Genomic DNA, 18,726 nt, shown 5'->3' on the forward strand with positions numbered 1-18,726 from the left:
CTCTTCATCCTACGGGCTCGGCCTCCAGGCGATCAGCGCGCAGCGGCCGCAGCGGCGTGACGCGGAATCGCAACGTCCCGGTCCCACTGGGCCGCCTCGCGGCCGGACGCCTTGAGCACCTGCTTGCGTACCTTGCCGTTCTCGGTCTGGGGCAGTTGATCCACCACACGCAGGAAGCGGGGGATGGCAAACGAGGCCAGCCGGGGAGCACAGAAATCGCACAACTCGGCGAAATCGACCGGCTCCCGCAGGATGAGTGCTGCCATGACCTCATCCTCCCCCAACTCTGAATCGACGGCGTACACGGCGGCGTCTTCGATGGCCGGATGCTGCTTCAGCACCTGCTCCACTTCCACGGAAGAAATGTTCTCGCCGCGCCGGCGGATCACATCCTTGATCCGGTCAACGAAACGGACCCATCCGTCCTCGTCAAGGACAACCCGGTCTCCACTGTGGAACCACAGGTCCTGCCACGCTTTGGTGGTTGCGTCGGCCATGGCATGGTAGCCGGTGGCCATGGCGTAGGGCTGGTCGCTGCGGATCAGCAGTTCACCGGGCACGCCGGCGGGAACGGGCACGCCCTCGGAGTCCACCACGCGGATGGAGAATCCTGGCCGCACCTTGCCTACATAGCCGGGGCGCCACTGATCAGGAGTTGATCCGATCACGGAATTCGTCTCCGTGGAGCCGTAGCCGTCCAGCAGCAGCACTCCAAACCGGTCCCGGAATGGTTCAACCAGCCGTGCGGGGGTTGCCGGAGAGAGGGCCAGCCGGATCCGGTGGTCCCGATCACCGGGCCCCGGATCCTTGCCGGCGAGTATCCCGACCATGGCCCCCAGAAGGTACGTCACGGTGGCTCCTGCCGCGGACGCGTCAGCCCAGAACCGTGATGCGGAGAACCGCGGGCCGAGAACATACTCGGCGCCGCTTTCGACGGCCTGCATGAACGCGTTAAGCGCGTTCGTGTGGAACAGCGGCAGGCAGGTGAACAGGACGTCGTCCGGCCGGAGTCCCAGCTGGTCCGACATGTTGACCGCCCACCAGTAGAACTGGCTTTGGGGGCACAGCACGCCCTTCGACACTCCAGTGGTTCCCGAGGTGTACAGGATGGCTGCGGTTTCGGCCGGGGCGGAGTCCACTGCCGGCACGGCAGGTCCCGGTTCGGGCAGCGGGTAAACCTGGAACGGTGCCTGAAGATCCGGGGCTGGGCCGTCGATGACCCAAACTGCGGCGAGGCCGGCTGGTGCCACTGCTGCGATGTGCGGCAGCAGTTCGGCTTCGACCACGGCCAGTGAGGCCTGGGAGTTCTCCAGCACATGCCGCAGCTGTTCCCCGCGGCTGGCCGTATTAACAGGGACGGCGACGGCACCGATCCAGGCGCAGCCGAGGATCAGGTCCAGCAGCTCCGGCCGGTTGGCGGACATCAGTGCCACTGTCTGTCCGCGTTCGATTCCGGCGCTGCGCAGCATTCCTCCTGCACTGGCGGCGGCATCAACCATTGCCTGGCTGTCACGGCGTACGTTGCCGCAGCGGAACAGGGGTGCTGCGGGGGATTTCCGAGCCCGCTCCAGCAGCATCTCCGGGATGGTCAGCGGCCGCTGGCGCCGTTCAGCGAGTGGCAAAGTCATGATTGGTCCTCATTCACGGTTGAGTGGACAGGTATGTAGGCGTGGACGCCGGAAGGGGTGTTGGGGTCGTTGGTCAGGGGCAGGCTCTGGCCCGGTTCGACGCCGGGGCCGGTGAGGCGGGCGATCACCCTCGGCCCGCCGTCGATGCTCAAGGTTGCCAGGACGATGCCGTCAGGCAGGGTGGTGGTTTCCTCCAGCGTCCCGTGTCCCACTGCAACCAATGAGAAGCTGTCTCCGCCACAGAAAGCACAAAGGAGCCGGGCCGGGAAGAGGAGGTTGCTGCAGCTCCGGCATTCCTGCACCATGGCGCTCATGATGCAGCCTCCAGCACCGACATGGTGGCACAGGCGCCGTAGCGGTACAGGACCATGCCATATCCGCTGACAACAGCGTGGCGGGCGAAAACCTGGCGTTCTCCTGCAGTGCCCATCAGCTGGCGGGCGCCCTCAACGAGCCCGTGCATGCCGCCGGCGGCTCCTGCCTGTCCCGCGGAGAGCTGGCCTCCGGAGGTATTGACGGGCAAGTCCCGGGTGGCGATGCGCCGTTTTATGAAATCCGCGGGGTGATCATCCGCCGGCAGAACGCCGAGGTCGGCGAGCTGGGCCACCACCATGGAGGGGTAATCGTCGTACACGCAGGCGAGGCCGATGTCCGCCGGGCCGATTCCGGCTTCCTCCCATCCTGCCCGGGCGCATGACCGGAGGCCGGTTTCCAGCCCGTCACCGGCCTGCTGGTCGGCGTTGTAGGACGCCCGCACCGTGAGCACCTTCGCCCGCGGAGTGCCGTTGCCCGGGTCCGCGACAAGAACGACGGCGTCGGCGCCGGTCACCGGAGGTACACAGTCGTAGCGGCCCAACGGCGTGGCGACAGCCGGCGCATTGAGGTACTCGTCCATGGTGAGGGCTGCCCGGTACACGGCACCGGGATTGCCCGCGGCCCATTCGCGTTGGGCAATCACGATTCGTCCGTAGTCTTCACGCGCCAGCCCGAGCGCCTCCATCTGGCGGGTGGTGAGCATCGCAAACAAAGCATTCGGTCCCTTCATCGGCAGCGGGGCGAGGTGGTCCTGGGTCGCCCGGTTATAGCTGGCTACAAGCCGTGAGAATGCCGGAGCATCCATGAGGTCCCCCGCTGCGAGAACGATGACCTTGGCATCCCCGGCCTCGATCGCTCGGACTGCGTGCTGGAGCATGCCGCCGGCGCTTGCACCGCCGTTCGTGTCCTGCATCAGCCAGGTGAGGCGGAGGCCCATCCGCCAGGCCAGGTCGATGGCATGGTCGGGATTGAGCGTGAAGCTGGAGACAGCGAACCCGTCAACGTCGCTGGGCCTAATGCCTGCTTCGTGCAATGCGTTGCGGACGGCACGGGCAATAGTTTGGGATGTGTTCATCCCCCGCTGGGGGTGGCGGGTGTAAGGCGACTGCCCTGTCCCGATGATGGAGACCGTCACGTTCAGTCCTTTCCTGGATGGCTGCGATCAGGGGCGGGATTTGCCTCCTCTAAGAGACGGTTTCAGCCGTCGTCTGTCCCGCCACGTGGCGCTGGTCCTCTCGCGTCCTCCGGCCGGCGGCCGCTACGGCAATCAGGGTCACCAGGACCATGCCGATCAGGTACAGCGACACCGGTGTGGAGGAGTTGAAGTTCAGCAGGAGGGCAGTGGCAATCAAGGGGGCTACGCCGCCGGCGAATACGGCAGCGATTTCGTGGGCAATCGCCATCCCGGAGTACCGGACTTCGGCGGAGAACAGCTCATGGAAGAAGGCCGGCTGCGTTCCTATCATGGCTCCGTGGCAGACGCCGTTGGCGATGAGGAAGGCAAGGATCACCACCGCAGGGGTGTTGGCGTCGATCATGGCAAAGAAGGGGAAGGCCATGACGCCCATGCCAACGGCACCAAAGGCGTACACGGGGCGCCGGCCGATCCTGTCGGAGAGGTATCCGAAGAAGATGTAGGTGCCGAAAGACACCAGCATCGACACGGCCACGGCCAACAGCAGCAGGCCCTTATCCACACCAACGTGGACGCCATAGACGATGGAGAAGGAGAGGAAGATGTACGAGCCGCCGTTTTCAGCGACGCGCAGGCCCATGGCAATGAGGATTTCGCGGGGATGGGCCCGCAAGGCGTCCAGTGCGGGAACCCGGTGCTCGGAACGGCTCTCGCGGACTTCAGTGAACTCTTTTGCTTCGGGGAGCTTGAAACGAATGTAGGCGCCGACAGCCAGCAGGACCACACTCACGAGGAACGGCAGCCGCCATCCCCACGCCAGGAACTCGGGCTCAGGCATCAACTGGACCAGGAAGAATGCCAGGGACGACAGCACGAAGCCGAGCGAGATTCCACCCTGGCTGAATGCCGAGAGCATGCCCCGGCGTGAAGTGTTGGCGTTTTCGCTGATCAGCAAGACGCCGCCACCCCATTCGCCGCCGGCCGCGATGCCCTGCAGGATGCGGAGGACGATGAGGAGCGCCGGTGCCAACAGCCCCACCTGCGCGTAAGTGGGCAGCACGCCCATCAGCGCGGTGCTGATGCCCATGATGGTCAGTGTCAGGACCAATGAGTGCTTGCGCCCCAGCTTGTCACCGATGTGGCCGAAGAGGATTCCGCCCAGCGGGCGGGCGGCGAAACCGACGGCGAAACCCGCGAAAGCGGCCATGGTGCCCACCAAAGGGTCCGTGTCGGCGGGGAAGAACAAGCGGCCGAAAACCACTGCCGATGCCGTTGCGTACAGGAAGAAGTCGTACCACTCGAGCGCATTGCCCACGAGCGAGGCAACAACGTACCGGCGGACGCCGGGACGTTGACCCGGCAATGTGGTCTTGGGGTGGGACATTGTTGCTCCTAGTGCCGAAGTAGGTGAGTGTGACGCGGATTACGTCTATTGATTTCAGTCTCCCTCCCGGACCGGTGGCCGTCGAATGCCTAAACCGCCAGGGTCTATGCGTGTTCGGGTATGCCGGCCGGAGACGGAGCAGCAGGTATTCCGGACCCCGGCAGCGTGGTGCTAACGTCGCAGCCATTGGCCCTGAGGTGTACGCCGCGGGCAGTCACCCATCCCCGCAGGCCTCCCCCGCGGGTGAAAATTTAGGAGCTCTCATGGAACCAAGCGCTGTAAATGACGTACGCCAGGCAGGGCTGGCGATCCTGCTCGCTGATATGGCCGCCGGACGGACTGAAGTGGTGGACCTTACCACCCCGCTCTCCGCGGCCACCCCCACCCTTGAATTGCCGGCGCCGTTTGCCAATCTCATCGATTTCTCGCTGGAGGAGGTCTCCGCGTACAACGAGCCGGGCCCCTATTGGAAGCACCACAACATCCACACCGGCGAGCACATCGGCACGCATCTGGACGCCCCGATTCACTGGGCGACCGGGCGGAACGGCAAGGACGTCGCGCAGATTGACCCGGCCCGCCTGCTGGGCCCCGCGGTTGTTCTGGACATCACCGCGGAGGCCGCCGCGGACCCCGATTTCTTGGTGGATGTCCACCATATCCGCGCGTGGGAGTCGGAGCACGGATACCTGCCGGAGAACGGCTGGCTTCTGGTGCGGACGGGCTGGGACACCCGTTCCCAGGGCCGTGAAAGCTTCCTTAACAAGGACGAACAGGGCAACCCCCACTCGCCCGGTTTTACTGTCGAATGCGCCCAGTGGATCGGCGAACAATCCCTATTGTCCGGAGTTGGCGTGGAAACGGTGGGCATTGACGCCGGTGCCGCCGCCGGGCAGCAGCCGCCATTCCCGGCCCATCACTTCCTGCTGGGAAACGACAAGTACGGCCTCACGTCGCTGCGGAACCTGGCGAAGCTGCCACCCGCCGGTGCAGCGCTCATCGTCGCCCCCTTGCCGATTGTGGGTGGAACCGGCAGCCCAGCCCGCGTCTTCGCCCTGGTTGACGCCTGACCAGGCGGAGTTCCGGATAAATGAATCAAGCCTGGGGACGGGTGCGGACGAAGGAATCCCAGCGATTGATGGCGGTGGATACGGTAAGCCGGGCTGGCTTTCCGGGTGGAATGCACTCATGCTGGTTATGAGTTGACCGAAGTACTGACAGCCACCAAAGCCGGGATTCGGAACGCTCAAGGGCCAGCGTTGAGCGTCGTGGCTCTCTGTCGGGCCGTTACGCAGTCAGCGGCACCGATGGTGTAAGTCTTCAACGGGACCGCAGCTGGCCCGCCAGTTCCTCATGCCGCTGGTCGGACGCCACGGGCCATTGCCCTATGGGTCGTCCCCTCCCTTTTGGATGGCGCAACTATCGGGGTTCCTGCTCTTCCCTCTGTTAACCTGCATGCGGAACATAGACCGCACGGCACTTGGCAACTATGGACCTGTTAGTCAGGATGAGGGACACCTGATCCGCTTTAACGAGGCTATGACGGCACGCACTGTTCTCGGGGCAGAATCAACAGATGCCAACTTCACGCTTGTCGAACACTTGGTAGCTCCGAGAGAGCTTGCGGCACCTCTTCATATGCACAGCCGCGAGGATGAGTTCACCCTTGTCGCCAAGGGGCGTATTGGCTTCCTCTTGGGCGAAGAGGTCTTTTACGCCGGGCCCGGTGAGCTCGTACTGAAGCCCCGAAACCAATGGCACACCTTCTGGAACGCCAGTGACGAACCGGCGAAAGTTCTGGAAATCGTTTCGCCTGCGGGTTTTGAACATTACTTTCAAGAGATCGCCAATTGTTTCCCTGACGACGCGCCCCCTGACCTTGCCACTGTGGCTGAAGCGAACGCAAAGTATGGGCTCCAAATGGACTTCGAGTCTCTCCCCCTTCTCATTCAGCGCTTCAATCTAGCCAGACCAGCAGAAATGGGCGGGATGGCCTGAGCCGAACAGCTCCATACGGGCCGCCTGCTGGGGCATCCGCCGCCGACGGAACGAATCCTCAAGATCTACGCAATTCATCACAAGGATGGACAAATTCGCTTCCGCCTGTCCCCCCAGGCTTCCTAGAGTGTCCCTATACCAGCCAACAGAATCAGCTACGTCGGGGGGACGTATGAGCATGACCGGCACTTCACGTGAGGCAAAGGAAACACGTTCCGCGGCCCCTCCCGTTCCTGCCCCGCCCAAGAAGCCTTCGGTAAGGCCGCGTGCAGTTCAGCAGGCTTCCCTCTGCAATGGCCGGGAACACGAGGTCCAGCGGCTTATCCGCGACCTCGCCGTCCTTGCAGCGAAACATCGTCCGCCGATTTCGTAGGGCATTCACTGAACCGCCGCACAACCTTTCAAGGTGGGCTGGTTCGGCGGTCGCGGGAGCGGCCCCAAAGGGGTTACTGTCCGCCCGTTGTCCGCTTTCCTCCAAGTGACCGCACCTGAAGGGAGTGAACTGCGCCTAAGATGGGGCGCTGCCCTGAAGGAATTGTGTGATCTTCTTAGCCATGGCCGCTGACTGCGTCCAGTGCAGGTTATGCAGGCCCTGGAGTTCGACGATTTCGTGGCGGTTGACGCTCTTAAGTTGGTTCTGGTGCGACTCGAGCCAGTCGGGAAAAGTGATCACGCTGTCACTGGCGAGGAAGTGAAGAACGGGCATGTTCTCCGGGTAGGTCACTCCCCGGAGTGCTGCGGCATTGCTGGCGACTCGGGCGCTTTCGTCGGCGACCGCCGCGTTGCCGTAGTCCCAGATTGTCATTTGTCGCATGCGTTCCAATTCAGTTGTGGTGAAGTCGTCGCTTGTCGGATCTACCGCGCCGGGAGCAACCGAGACCAATGTTCGGACCAGGCCAACTGTGGACAGGATTCCGATGATATTGATGCCGCCGCCAGCCGCAGAGTGCTTCTCCATCTCGGTGGTGGGCACGGTGGGGTCGATCCCGATAACGGCGGATACTTCGCCCGGGTACCGGTTCGCATAGTCGAGTGTGTAGAAGCCCGCGATCGAATGTCCGGCCAAAACGTATGGCTTACCGATGTCGAGTGAGGAGAGGGCCTCGTGGAGCTCAGTGTTGATGTTCTCCACGGTCCGATCACGTGCGCTCATGTCGCTGTAGCCGTACCCGAAGCGCTCGACGACGATGACGTCGTAAGCAACGAGTTCCCTGATCAAAGGGGCGAAGTCCAGCGCCGGAGCTATCGTGCCTAGACCGCTGAGCAGGACCAGGGGCTGCCCGCCTTTGGTGCCAGCCCGAGCGACGTTCAGCGAGCCTCCCGCGACCTCCACTAGTTCACCGTACTGGGCAGTGCTCGACCTCTCCTGCTGTTCCAGGAACGCGTTGGCCCCTGTGGATGCAAGCGTTATGCCCAACGCAGTGATAGCGACAACGCCAAGTATTTTGCGCGTGCGACGGAATGGCAAGCGACGTTTTGTATGGTCTGTAAGCGAACTCATTGCTACTCCTAGCACAGGAGCCGGGCCAATAGCCGGCATTAGTTGATTGCAGCGGTTATTCGATCCCCAGCCCCCTTAGGACTCGGGCACCCTCCGCTAAGCAAATGAAGAAGTGGGGTGGCTGGACAGGTGCGAATGGCACGATAAGCCCTTGGCCACCGTAGAACTCAAACGTATGAGCCTGAGGATCACTGGGCCGCTTGACGGAAGGTCAAACGGCGTTTGAAAGAATGCTGGTGGCGGCTTTCTCAGATGTTCTAGTAACATCTGGACGCGCCCCGCCGGCCGCAAAGCGTCAGCGGGGCCGCCCTTCGGCCAGTTACGGCTGCTTAGGGTGCAGTCACTGCTGCTGGCGGCACCTTAGCTGCGACCCCGTTCGCTGCCGTCGTACGAGGAATGTTGCGCAGCATCCAGGTTGCAAGGAAAGCGGCGGCTACGGCCAAACCAACCAGCCCCAACTGCAGCACGGTTTCCGGAAACACCGTTCGCAGGGCGATGGGAAGTGAACTCGCCGTGTAGAGGATTATGGCGCCTTTGGGCACGGTTGAAGTGCGCCACAGCGCGAGCATGAAGATCACGGTACCGAGCAGGAAGAGCATCGATACAACTGTGAGCGCGATACCCAAGGGACCTGAACGCAGGACGGCAACTACATCTTGGCCAATGTAGGGAAAGACGAGGTTGAGGACGAACTCAACCCCAACGAGGCCGGCCAGCGACGTTCCGGAGATAACGGCACCTGAGGATGCGAGCGCCCCGGTATTGCGGGAAACCAACAGATACATCCCGATCACCAGTCCGATGGCAGCGATTTGAGCAACCGGTGCAGCGAGCTGGGTGAAAGATGATGTGGGAATGATCCCTGCTCTCTTTGCCGCGTTGACCAGCAAAATTGCTGCTGAGATAAATCCGGCGAAGGCAAAGATCCTGATGAGTGCTGAAGGTAGGAGTACTTCGATTTTGGATGACATTTGGAGCTCATATCTAGAGGGTTCTGCGCGAATAACGAGTGTTGAAGGAGGCCTCATGTCCGTGGCTGCCGGGATAACTTGAAGCTACGCGGGCACTTAGTGACCTGGCGTCACCACTTGTGGTGATTGATGAGGTGATTGGCCCTACTTCTCCCGATTGACCGGCGTCGTGTACTTTCTTCTGGGCTTTCTGCCCGACCGCCTCCGCAGTGAATGATGGCGATTCGCCACCATACTCGTCGCTAACTTCCCCTTCAGCTTCGCCCTGTCCCTGGGCATCGGTGAAGGCCTCGTCCTCTTGAGCGAACACCCGGACGCACCGGGCGAAATGGCACCTGCCCAACAACCCCCAAACCCGCACCACCCAGGAACTCGTCGACACCATCTACTGCCAGGGCGGACAGACCAAGGCGCCAAAACCACAATCCATCTGGCCTCCGGCCCCTGCCCTCACAAATGTCAGTGAACGCTTCTTCGCCCGATGCAAGCTTCGCCGATCATCCAACGCCAGCTACGACCAGGCGGCGTCGGCACAGCTATGGAAATTCGGCGCCGAAATGACCGACCTGACCAAGGCCGATTAAATCGCTGTAAGGCGCGCCGGGCTCCCACTCCTCGTTTCGGTCAACCAAATTTCCTGATCCGTGACAGCTTCCGTCACCCATGACAGGGCTGCACCGCGTTTTCCTAACGTTTTGGCCGCTCTATCGAGACTGGAGAGCATCCAGTGCCACTGCCATCGCCGCTGCAACCCGGCCGTCAAGTCGGGCGCCAGGAAGAGTGATGAGGTAGCGGTCGCGCAGGGACCGTCCCCGTTCTGATGTCATGAGCACTTCTCCGTTTGCGTCGATAAAGTCGAAGTGGAAGCGGAACGGCGAAGGGATCGCGTCTCCCAGGGGTGTCGCTTCCCATATGCGCCGGCTGATGGCGACCCCGAGGCTGCGTTCACTTCCGGTGACTTTGATTCCCGACGCTTCGAGATGCCAGGTCGACCGCAGCAGGGACTTGCCAAAGTCTTTCCGGAAGCTTCCGAGCAATTGTCCATTTGCGTCCAGCACGTCGTATGTGGCGCCGAGATCGAGGCGTTGCCGGGCCTTGAAGGAGAAAAGCGCTAGGGTCCTTGACTCGTCCTGGTAGAAGGTAACCTGCTCCTTGAAAGCGGCCCGCTTCTGCTGGGCGACGGCGAGCATCTGCCCTGGTTGCCCATCGCCGGCCACGGAACGTATTTCGTAGCGGTTCACCATCAGGGTGAGTTTCTGTGTCACGGTGAACTGCTCGATGCCTTGGGCAAGGTCTGTCATGTGCGTCCTCGTGGTTAGGGCGGTCCGGAACAGTGCGGGGTCCGCCTGTTGCTGTCTTCTCTGCCTTGACTGAGCTCCTGCTCGTGCGAGCTAAGTATAGGTTTTACGGCTCTTTGAGGGCTGCCTGTCTCTGCCAGCTGTGCGATTCGGACAAGGTCAGCCGCGATCCTCAGGCAGCCAGCGGTTACCGTGTCCGGTCACGTACTGGCGGACCAGGTATGGCCAGGGAAGGATGATCAGGACGATTACGACAAGGGAGCAGTTGATCGCGACAGTGGCGGTGGGGCCGTTGAGCTCGCCAGCGAGCCACAGGGGCGAAGCCACGGTGCTGAGCCAGATGACCTTCCATGTCATTTCGAACAGCAGGATCGGGATCAGCTTCACCGGGTAGCGGACACCGAGGAAGAACAGCAGGGACTGGGCGACGAGCATGCACACCACGACCCCGTCCATCAGCGGCCAGGATGCGTCGTGCCCGATCAGCAGGGGCCATCGCGTGATCGCCAGGCCGAGCGCCATCATCAGGTAGCCGGCGCGCAAAAGGTACAGACGCGGCAGGGATAGCTCCTCCCCCGCTCCGGGCACGGTCTTTGGGCTGGGCTTGGACGTTGCCGGTAATGACATTTTCAGGCTCCCTTGTTCAATTGTCCCGAAAACTGGGGGACGTTCAATCCGCGAGGCAGCAGTGGTTTGTTTCTAAAACTGCTACACGGCGGTTTGTTAGCGATCGCCGCCCGGGCCGGTCGGGGCGCTGATCATTCGTACGGAGATGAGGACCATGCCCAGGTCACGGACCTTGGTGAGGAGGCTGTGCAGTGCGGCCTGGTCCGCTACCGGGCCGCGGAAGGCTGTCGTACCGTCACTTCCCCGGGTGAGTTCGAAGTGCTCGAACCATTCCACCCAGTGATCATCGAGGTGCCCTTCGACCCGGAGCTCATAGTGGCCGGGTTCTTGCCGGTGGAGTAAGTGGCCGGTCACGGTACGCGAGCCTTCGGCGTGTTACGGCCAGCCTGGTCCCACGGCCTTGGTCGGCGGATGGCCCATTCGGCGACGGCAAGGTTGATCATCCAGCCGGCCCCGTTGAGAAGCGCATTGTGGAGTGCGGTCTTCCCAAAGATCGCCTCGCCGAAGCCCAGGGTGAATACCTGGGTGCCCGCGCCCAGCCCCACGGCGTAGGCGCGGACCATCCACTGCCGGTGCCGCGGAACGTCCTGGCGGCGGATAGCGGTGAAGCCAATAACGATGCAGAGCGCCATTCCCAGACCGGCCAGCCAACGGAATACATACAGCAGTTCCCCTGACTGGGCCGGGAAGGAATTGAACTGGTTCAGCCAAAGACCGGACAAGGCCACCAGCATCCCCGTCACGACCAGAACCCGCCCGGCTATCCGGTGCCAGCCTGGCTTACGGCGCCGGAACCTCGGCGAGAACTGGAATGCCCCGAGAATCACAAAGATGGTAGCGGTGAGGACGTGGACGGCTACCGGGACAGGCAAATCATGGCTTCCGTTATCGGTGGACCCGTGCGCGGTGCCGAGGGACAGTGCGATGCGCCTTAGGGTGTTCGCGAGGATGGGAACGAGACCCAGTGCGATCAGGCTGGTGATGAGGAGCCCGGCATGGGCTGTTGGACGTTGTTCTGGCCTGCGGCTTGGTGCAGGGGCTGCCCCTGCCCTTTGCTTGCTGTCCATCACATATCCCGTTTCTGATTGTCACTTGGCTACAGCGCGGCCATGACCCGGGACGACGGTCCCGGCAGCCGGCGCCGAAGCTGCTTGGCGGGTGCTGATCAGTGAGTATCCGAGCCAGGCCACGGCGATACCTACGGGAAGGGCGGCGAAGCGTCCTACCGCGTGGGGAAACAACGGAAGCAGGGCGGTAGCGACTGATCCCAGGGCGAGCAGGATCCCCGCCGAGCGGGCGAGGATCCGGGCGCGGAAGACGGCGATGCCAAAGGTCAGCCCGCCTAGGAAGTAAACCGCGAAGGCGAAGGTGCTGATCCCCTCCAGAGGGCCCAGGCTCCCGTCCGCCGCTGCGCCGCTGAAGATGCCCAGGATGTCGGTTGCAACGTGTGGAGCCTGCTCGGCCAGGGGCGGCAGGACGAAGGCTTCCACGTAGGTGTGCGCTGTGGTGGTCAGGTAGAACAAGGCGAGCAGAAGGAAGCCGGACAGCCCCGGCAGGCCTGTCTCCTTCACCTGCTGAAGGTATATTCCGGTTATACCGGCGAGGCCGAGGACGCCCATCGCCATGGTCAGGTAGTGCACGATGGCCCAGGTGCTGCCGGGGATGTTCGCGATTTCCTCCGCCGGGTGGACGAACTGTATCGATCCGTACAGCAGCCCTGCGGCTATGGCGGCGAAGCCGGCAGCTCCGCTGAGTTTGGACGGGGTGATGGTCATTTCCGCGCTCCCTTGCGCTGGTTGGTCCGCGGCAGGTGCCTCGTACGGTTCCAAAGCTACGATTGGGTGTGGTGTCACAGCATCACCACATCTGGTGATCGGGGTGGTGATTTTCGACGGGGATTACTTCGTCTTAGAGGAGCCCGTGCTCGCGGGCGCGGCGGACTGCCTCTGCCCGGTTGCTCACCTGGAGCTTTTCGAAGATGTGCCGGGTATGGGTCCTGAGGGTGTTAAGTGAGACGAACAACTGCCGGGCAACTTCCGGCCCGCTCAGGGAAGAGTCGAGCAGCCGGAGCACCTGGACTTCCCGCTCACTGAGCTGGAAATTGAGGGCGTCCGCCCCGGGGGCCGTGGCAGCGGAGGTGTCCCCGGTGTCGGCGTGGAGCAGTTGGCTTACTTTTCCGGGACAGATACGCTCGACGGCGGCCCTGCGCAGCAATGCGATCATGGGCGCGCCTTCATCCAGGAACAACCGAACGTGACCTTCGGCTTCGGTGCGTTCGAGTGCCCGTTCCAGGGCCTCGAGCGCCAAATCCACACTGCCCTGTGCCTGGTAGGCCCTTGCCTTGAGTACGAGGATCTCGTTGACGCTGCCACCGCGCCCGGCGGTCAGGGCAGCCTGAAGCAACCGCTCCAGTAGATTGAAGGTGTCATCGAGGGAACCGTTGGATGGGTCTGCATCGTGCTGGGCGATGAGCAGGCGGGCGAGGGTGAGGTGCTCGAATTCCCGCAGGTAGCTCAGCTCGTCACCGGCGGTAAGGTTCCGTGCCCGGGCCCAGTCCGAGGCTTCCCGCAGCGCCCCTTGCCCGATCCACATCCGCGCCTTCATCGCAGGGATGGGCCGGACGTCGGGAAAGAACCCCCGAAGGTAACGCCGCTCGGCCACCTCCAGCAGCCCGATGGCACGGACAGGATCGCCGGACAGGTACTCAAGGCGTGACATCACCACGAAGCGGCGGTACCGGTTCTCCGGCAGCGACGCCGACTCACCGAGCGCGATCCCCGCCTCCAGATGTTCTTTCGCAGCAGCAAGCGCCCCGGCCTCGCAGTGCAGGGCGCTGATTCCCACATGGAGGTCAGCAGTTGGCGGTCCAGCGGATAGGCCTGCAGAGTCCGCGGCGGTAAGAGCTTGCTCTAGAAGACGCCGGGCCTGATGCAGGCTACCCCTGGCCATCCACATGTCCGCCAAGACCATGGTGCTGGCCAGTTCGTCGGCGATGTTTCCTGCAGCATGCAGGTTCGGGGCCACGTCGGCGAAGATGGGCACTGCCGTGTCGAGATCGCCGTGCGCCCACGCGGCCAGCCCGAGGAACCCCGCCGCCGCTGCCCGCGACAGATGATCACCCGGCCCGCACAACTCCAGCGCGCGCCGGGCATGGGCGGCGGTCCCTGCTACATCCCCCACTGCCTGCGCCAGCGCTGCCCGGTACACGGCAATGGTCACCGGCACGGAACGGAACTCTTCGCTTCCGGCATTCAGCCCATTGACGAGATCACGCATCCGTTCCCCATCCCGGGAAGTCTCCGCGAGTCCCCTTTCAGCGTCATTGAGACGCTGTTCGACGGCGTCAAGGTCACCGGCTGTGAGCATCATCCAGGCGTAAAACACGCTCAACACCGGGTTCCCGCGAACGGTAAAGTCGGGAAGGGAGCTCAACCAACCGCGCAGGGTCGCATCATGCCGGTTCCTTCGGAGGGCCGGCATCAGCGCCTCCAACAGCGCCCCCGCCCTTTCGAAGTCCCCTGCCGCCAGCGCATGCTTCAGGGCGTCCTCCAGGAGGTCGTGGTGCTGGTACCACTCGCTGGCGCGCCCGTGCAGCGACTGTTGGAGCTCAGGTTCCTCGTGCCCGGCACAGGCCCGGAGTACTTCGGCAAAGAGGTGGTGGTAGCGATACCACTGCCTCCGGTCGTCCAATGCGACAACAAACAGATTCGCCCTCTCCAGGTGCTCAAGCAAAGCACTGCTGTCACCTTGGCCGGTGACCGCCTCGCACAGTGGACCCGAGAGGCGGTCAAGGATGGCGGTGTGCATCAGGAAGCTCCGCACGTGGTCAGGCTGGCGCTGCAATACCTCCTCGACCAGGTAATCCAGGATGAAGCGGTTGCTGCCGGTGAAAGCGTGGATGAAGCCCGGCACGTCCGCGTGCCCGCGCAGGGACAGCGCCGCCAATTGCAGGCCGGCCGCCCATCCTTCCGTCCGGGCTTGGAGGGAGGAAATGTCCTCTGCGGAAAGGCTCAGCCCCATGCACTCATTCAGGAAAGCCCCTGCCTCCTGGGCCGAAAAACGAAGATCGGCTGCACGCAGTTCAGCCACCTGATCCCGGGCCCGTAAACGGGACAAAGGAAGCGGGGGGTCAGAGCGGCTTGCGATGGCCAGGTGCAGTTGGTGCGGCGAATGATCGAGCAGGAACGCTACAGCGTCATGAACAGGGTGCGCTTCGATCGCGTGGTAGTCGTCGAGGACGATGATGAAGGACGTTTCGGCCCGGGCGACGTCGTTGATGAGTGTTACCAGAACCGGTTCCGCTGCCCCGGCCGGGGTAGCGTCGAGCAGCGCTTGAGCACCTGACCCGAGGGATCCATCCGTGCCATGCATCCCGGCAAGGAGATGGGCCAGGAAACGGGCAGGGTCGTTGTCGCCCGCGTCCAAGGTCAACCAGGCAACCCGCACCTCGGGCTCCGCTGCCCGCACGTGCCGTACCCACTGGCTCAGCAGAGTCGTTTTGCCGAAGCCCGCTGGGGCGCAAATCAACGTGAGCTTCCGACCCTCATGCGGGTCGGAGAGCAGTGGATCGACAAGCCTGGGCCGGGCGACGGCGTGGCGCCGCGGGGCCGGGACATGGAACTTCGTGGCAAGCATGCTCATCGCCATTGGGTGAACTATACGGCCGCCAGCTGGTGCTGTGTAGAGCAAATTCGCCGCGTACACTGCTGTACGTTTTTCGCTAAGCACGGGGTGGTAGGTGTTGCTGGCTCCGCAGCCGGGCCACCAGCGTCGCCGCGAGCAGAGCCGTCATCAGTTCCATTCCGACGACGGCCAGTAGGTTCGCGGTCTGGGCACCCGCATGCGTCGGATCCCCGTAGTCCTCCAGGTGCGCATGGCCTCTCCCCGCTCCGCCCACCAGCAGCATTCCGTGGAGGGCCACCATCAGCAGCGCGCAACCCATGACACGCTGCAGTGCGCCAACACGGCTGTGCTGCCAAATATGAACTGCGCAGGGAAGGCAGAGACCAGCCAGGACCAGCATCAGTGCGCTCAACCAGGCACCGTGCTGGTTTTGCAGTGCAAGCCATAGGTGCACTGCACTGGAAGCTGCGACGACGGCCGCGCATAGCCGGGGGTGAAGGACGGGGCCGCTGCTGGGGACCCGTCCCGCGAAAACCATGGCTGTGGCCTTACCCGTGGCAGCTGCTGCCGGAGCCGCCGTCATCGTGGCAGACGGCGGATGTGGCACCAGCGCTCGGCGGCACGTCGAGGACGGGGCTGCGATCGAAGAAGCCCTCTGGCCGGAGCTTGAAGCCGACAGTGTCTACAGGCATGATCGGCCAGTCCTCGACACGCGGGAAGTGCGTGAGACCGAAGGTGTGCCAAACGACGATGTCCTGACCGTTAATGTTGCGGTCCTGCGCCACGTAGCTGGGCAGCCCGCCGCCGCCGGAGTGTTGGTTCACGAAGTCGCCGGTGGGGTATAGCTCATTGTCTGCGTACCTGGTGACCCACAGGTCCTTGGTGGCGAAGGCGGCCCGCCTGGCGATGGAGGATCCTGGGTCGGCCAGCAGCGTGGGCTGGTTTTCGGAGTGGAGCTTGTAGCCAACCGGCTCTCCCAAGCGGTTGCGGGATTCGGGGTTGGAGATGATCCAGGTCCGGCCCGCCCGGGCATCGGCCTCACGGACACCCTCGGATTCACGTGTCAGCACGGTGCGCTTGCGGGAGAAGGCATTGCCGCGCTCGTTCCCCTCCCCCATGGCCTGGCGCACCACGTCCTCTTCCTCGATCCGGTTGGTGAACCCGTCGATCGCCATGTCCAGCCGGGCGCTGAACAGGTGCTGGTGATAGGGGGCGCCGAGTCCGGGGGCGAGCTGGGAGATGTTGGCCGAGCCACCCTCGGGAAAGGCCGAGGTGAAGACGACGCCGGTGGCCTTGGCTTCGAACTCGATGGTGCCGTCGAGGTAGAGGTACCAGTAGAAGCCGTAGTCGTAGTTTCCGATTGTAGTGAAGAAGGAGATCACCAGGCGGCGGTTCCGGCGTGTGTAGTTCACGCCGGACCACAGGTCGGAGTGCTTTGCCAGAATGCCCCAGTCCTCCTCGTGCATGCAGATACCGTTCCGGATCTCCCGGGGGTTGCCGAAGGCGTCGGAAATGACCGGGCTGAGGTAGGTGATGTCGCCCAGGCAGTCGCAGCCGAGCTCCAGGGAGTTCGCGTACTGGCCCACCAGGTACTCGCCGGTGTCGAAGTAGTTCTGCCACGAACGGATGGGGGACGGATCACCGTACGGGACCACCATCTCGGCGATGGATGCTCTGTTGATGATGGGGCGGAGGCGGTCACCGTCACGGAAGGCAAGGTTGTGCAGGACCACGCCTTCGCGGACATCAAAGCCGACGTCGACGCTCCACTTTTCCCACTCCACGTGGTTACCACCGGTAATGATGAAGCTGGGTCCTTCCGGCTGCGTGATGCTGATCGGTTTCTGCGTGGTCCGGAGCGGGCCGGTCAGCTCAGGATCGGTGTAGTTGCCGTGCTCGGACGGGATAGGCATGGAGCCGAAATCCAGGACCTGCGTTACTTCCTTGCCCACGACGTCCACGTAGCCCACGAGCCCATCCACCGGGTGTGCCCAGGCGCTGTCTTCCGGGAATTCCTGCACGAAGGCCAGTCCGCGCAGAATGCGCCGCCCCTTTTCTTCGGCGTACTCGAAGACGCCGGCTGAAAGCGGCGCAACCCGGACCTTAGTGACATCCAGGTCCCGGGCAGCCAACGCAGCCAGCCAGCGTTCGTCGGTTGCCAAGAGGCTTTCAACCAGCTCGAACTCTTCCTCGAGGATTGGGAGTTCACCCGTGGCTGTGGTGTCCAGTTCCACGGCAGAGACCACCTCTCGCCGCGTCACGGAAACTACTACGTCCACCGGTAGGCCACCTGAAATGTCATGAATGAAAACCCGGAACCTGCGTTCTGGGCTGCTATCAGAGGCCTGTTCAACCAGTGATCCACGTGCCGGGTCCAACAGGCCGAGGTATGCAATGCGCTTCTCCTGGCCAAGGTGGCCAGCGGCACGCAGGATCGCTTGGACCTGGGTGATTTCGCCGCCGGAGGTCAGGCTGTACCGGGTGTCTGCTTCTGCTTCGAGTGTCATCGTTGACCTTTAAGGTACGGACCGTTACCGGTCGTTGGTTTATTTTCTATAGTTGTAGATAATAAACTGTACGTAAGATGAATCACAAGCGTCCGAACGAAGTATTCCGGGAGTGCAGCGTGCCTAAGATAGTTGACCATGACGAGCGGCGCCTCGAGTTGGTGGATGCGACCTGGCGGATCATAGCCCGGCAGGGTATGGAGGGTGCCACCATGCGTGAAATCGCAATGGAGGCCGGGTTCGCCAACGGTGCCCTTAAGCCCTACTTCCCGACGAAGGACACCCTCCTGGAGTTTGCTTTTGGGCACGTGTTCAACCGGACGAATGAACGGATAGCCCGGCAGACGGCGGGAAAGTCCGGCATAGCTGCATTGCGCTCTTTCTGCCTGGAAGTTCTCCCCCTGGATGAGGAACGTGTCCATGAGGCGCGCATCGTCATCCCGTTCTGGCAGAAAGCGGTGAACGATCCGCGAAAGGCGCGGATCCACCAGCAGTCGATGGAGGAATGGCTGTCCACTATCCAGCGATACCTGGCCGAGGCGCGGGACCAGGGTGACGTCGGCACCTCTGTTGCCGATCCCATGCTCGCGAATCAACTACTGAACATGCTCCTCGGGGCTCAGGTGCTGGCTGCACTGGCGGCCGACAGAGGAAGTAACCCTTCCGTCGCAGAACAGCTTGAAGGTTTTCTCGGGCTGATAGCCCGCCCAGGGTGATTCTTTTTTCGCCAGCCGTTGAA

Annotated in this window: 17 protein-coding genes; 3 read left to right on the forward strand and 14 right to left on the reverse strand. The window is 63.0% G+C overall.

All coding sequences use genetic code 11. The features are described 5' to 3' along the window. Nucleotides 1-32 precede the first annotated feature (32 nt). The 4 genes from M1D32_RS11000 to M1D32_RS11015 are packed head-to-tail and all read right to left on the reverse strand — an operon-like array spanning nucleotide 33 to nucleotide 4,462. On the reverse strand, nucleotides 33-1,628 hold the full coding sequence (locus M1D32_RS11000) for an ATP-dependent acyl-CoA ligase (RefSeq protein WP_458778723.1): 1,596 nt from the start codon (nucleotides 1,626-1,628) through the stop codon (nucleotides 33-35). Beyond that, nucleotides 1,625-1,942, reverse strand: a complete 318-nt coding sequence (locus M1D32_RS11005) for a Zn-ribbon domain-containing OB-fold protein (protein WP_458778724.1) — start codon at nucleotides 1,940-1,942, stop codon at nucleotides 1,625-1,627. The genes M1D32_RS11000 and M1D32_RS11005 overlap by 4 nt, the downstream gene beginning before the upstream one ends. Beyond that, nucleotides 1,939-3,078: a thiolase family protein gene (locus M1D32_RS11010; RefSeq protein WP_458778725.1), complete on the reverse strand. Its 1,140-nt coding sequence runs from the start codon at nucleotides 3,076-3,078 to the stop codon at nucleotides 1,939-1,941. The genes M1D32_RS11005 and M1D32_RS11010 overlap by 4 nt, the downstream gene beginning before the upstream one ends. Nucleotides 3,079-3,127: 49 nt before the next feature. Continuing rightward, nucleotides 3,128-4,462 carry an MFS transporter gene (locus tag M1D32_RS11015; RefSeq protein ID WP_458778726.1) on the reverse strand — a complete coding sequence of 445 codons (1,335 nt, stop codon included), beginning with the start codon at nucleotides 4,460-4,462 and terminating at the stop codon, nucleotides 3,128-3,130. A 263-nt stretch (nucleotides 4,463-4,725) separates the two neighbouring features. Between M1D32_RS11015 and M1D32_RS11020 the strand changes: the two genes are divergently transcribed. Together M1D32_RS11020 and M1D32_RS11025 are read left to right on the forward strand one after the other, a co-directional pair. Beyond that, a complete protein-coding gene (locus M1D32_RS11020; RefSeq protein WP_458778727.1) occupies nucleotides 4,726-5,532 on the forward strand; it encodes a cyclase family protein in 807 nt (268 codons plus the stop codon). Between the two features lie 340 nt (nucleotides 5,533-5,872). After that, nucleotides 5,873-6,460 carry a cupin domain-containing protein gene (locus M1D32_RS11025; protein ID WP_458778728.1) on the forward strand — a complete coding sequence of 196 codons (588 nt, stop codon included), beginning with the start codon at nucleotides 5,873-5,875 and terminating at the stop codon, nucleotides 6,458-6,460. A gap of 508 nt (nucleotides 6,461-6,968) precedes the next feature. Here M1D32_RS11025 and M1D32_RS11030 read toward each other — a convergent pair. The 10 genes from M1D32_RS11030 to M1D32_RS11075 form a co-directional block, all read right to left on the reverse strand. Then, nucleotides 6,969-7,961 carry an alpha/beta fold hydrolase gene (locus tag M1D32_RS11030; protein ID WP_458778729.1) on the reverse strand — a complete coding sequence of 331 codons (993 nt, stop codon included), beginning with the start codon at nucleotides 7,959-7,961 and terminating at the stop codon, nucleotides 6,969-6,971. 329 nt (nucleotides 7,962-8,290) lie between these two features. Then, the gene (locus M1D32_RS11035; protein WP_458778730.1) at nucleotides 8,291-8,932 is read right to left on the reverse strand and encodes a hypothetical protein; all 642 of its coding nucleotides are present in this window, start codon (nucleotides 8,930-8,932) and stop codon (nucleotides 8,291-8,293) included. Between the two features lie 704 nt (nucleotides 8,933-9,636). Next, nucleotides 9,637-10,233 carry a hypothetical protein gene (locus M1D32_RS11040; RefSeq protein WP_458778731.1) on the reverse strand — a complete coding sequence of 199 codons (597 nt, stop codon included), beginning with the start codon at nucleotides 10,231-10,233 and terminating at the stop codon, nucleotides 9,637-9,639. A gap of 156 nt (nucleotides 10,234-10,389) precedes the next feature. Then, nucleotides 10,390-10,857, reverse strand: a complete 468-nt coding sequence (locus tag M1D32_RS11045) for a hypothetical protein (protein ID WP_458778732.1) — start codon at nucleotides 10,855-10,857, stop codon at nucleotides 10,390-10,392. Between the two features lie 96 nt (nucleotides 10,858-10,953). Continuing rightward, on the reverse strand, nucleotides 10,954-11,211 hold the full coding sequence (locus tag M1D32_RS11050; protein WP_458778733.1) for a hypothetical protein: 258 nt from the start codon (nucleotides 11,209-11,211) through the stop codon (nucleotides 10,954-10,956). After that, nucleotides 11,208-11,924: a DUF2306 domain-containing protein gene (locus M1D32_RS11055; protein ID WP_458778734.1), complete on the reverse strand. Its 717-nt coding sequence runs from the start codon at nucleotides 11,922-11,924 to the stop codon at nucleotides 11,208-11,210. Before M1D32_RS11055 ends, M1D32_RS11050 begins: the two co-directional genes overlap by 4 nt. A gap of 21 nt (nucleotides 11,925-11,945) precedes the next feature. After that, nucleotides 11,946-12,632, reverse strand: a complete 687-nt coding sequence (locus M1D32_RS11060) for a hypothetical protein (protein ID WP_458778735.1) — start codon at nucleotides 12,630-12,632, stop codon at nucleotides 11,946-11,948. A gap of 133 nt (nucleotides 12,633-12,765) precedes the next feature. Further along, nucleotides 12,766-15,504, reverse strand: coding sequence for a LuxR C-terminal-related transcriptional regulator (locus tag M1D32_RS11065; RefSeq protein ID WP_458778736.1), 2,739 nt, complete (start codon nucleotides 15,502-15,504; stop codon nucleotides 12,766-12,768). Nucleotides 15,505-15,577: 73 nt separating this feature from the next. Next, nucleotides 15,578-15,892 carry a hypothetical protein gene (locus M1D32_RS11070; protein ID WP_458778737.1) on the reverse strand — a complete coding sequence of 105 codons (315 nt, stop codon included), beginning with the start codon at nucleotides 15,890-15,892 and terminating at the stop codon, nucleotides 15,578-15,580. Nucleotides 15,893-16,028: 136 nt separating this feature from the next. Then, a complete protein-coding gene (locus tag M1D32_RS11075; protein WP_458778738.1) occupies nucleotides 16,029-17,987 on the reverse strand; it encodes a primary-amine oxidase in 1,959 nt (652 codons plus the stop codon). A 119-nt stretch (nucleotides 17,988-18,106) separates the two neighbouring features. Here M1D32_RS11075 and M1D32_RS11080 point away from each other — a divergent pair, with 119 nt between their 5' ends. Then, nucleotides 18,107-18,703, forward strand: coding sequence for a TetR/AcrR family transcriptional regulator (locus M1D32_RS11080; RefSeq protein WP_458778739.1), 597 nt, complete (start codon nucleotides 18,107-18,109; stop codon nucleotides 18,701-18,703). Nucleotides 18,704-18,726 lie beyond the last annotated feature (23 nt).

The organism is Arthrobacter sp. D3-16 (assembly GCF_054408515.1).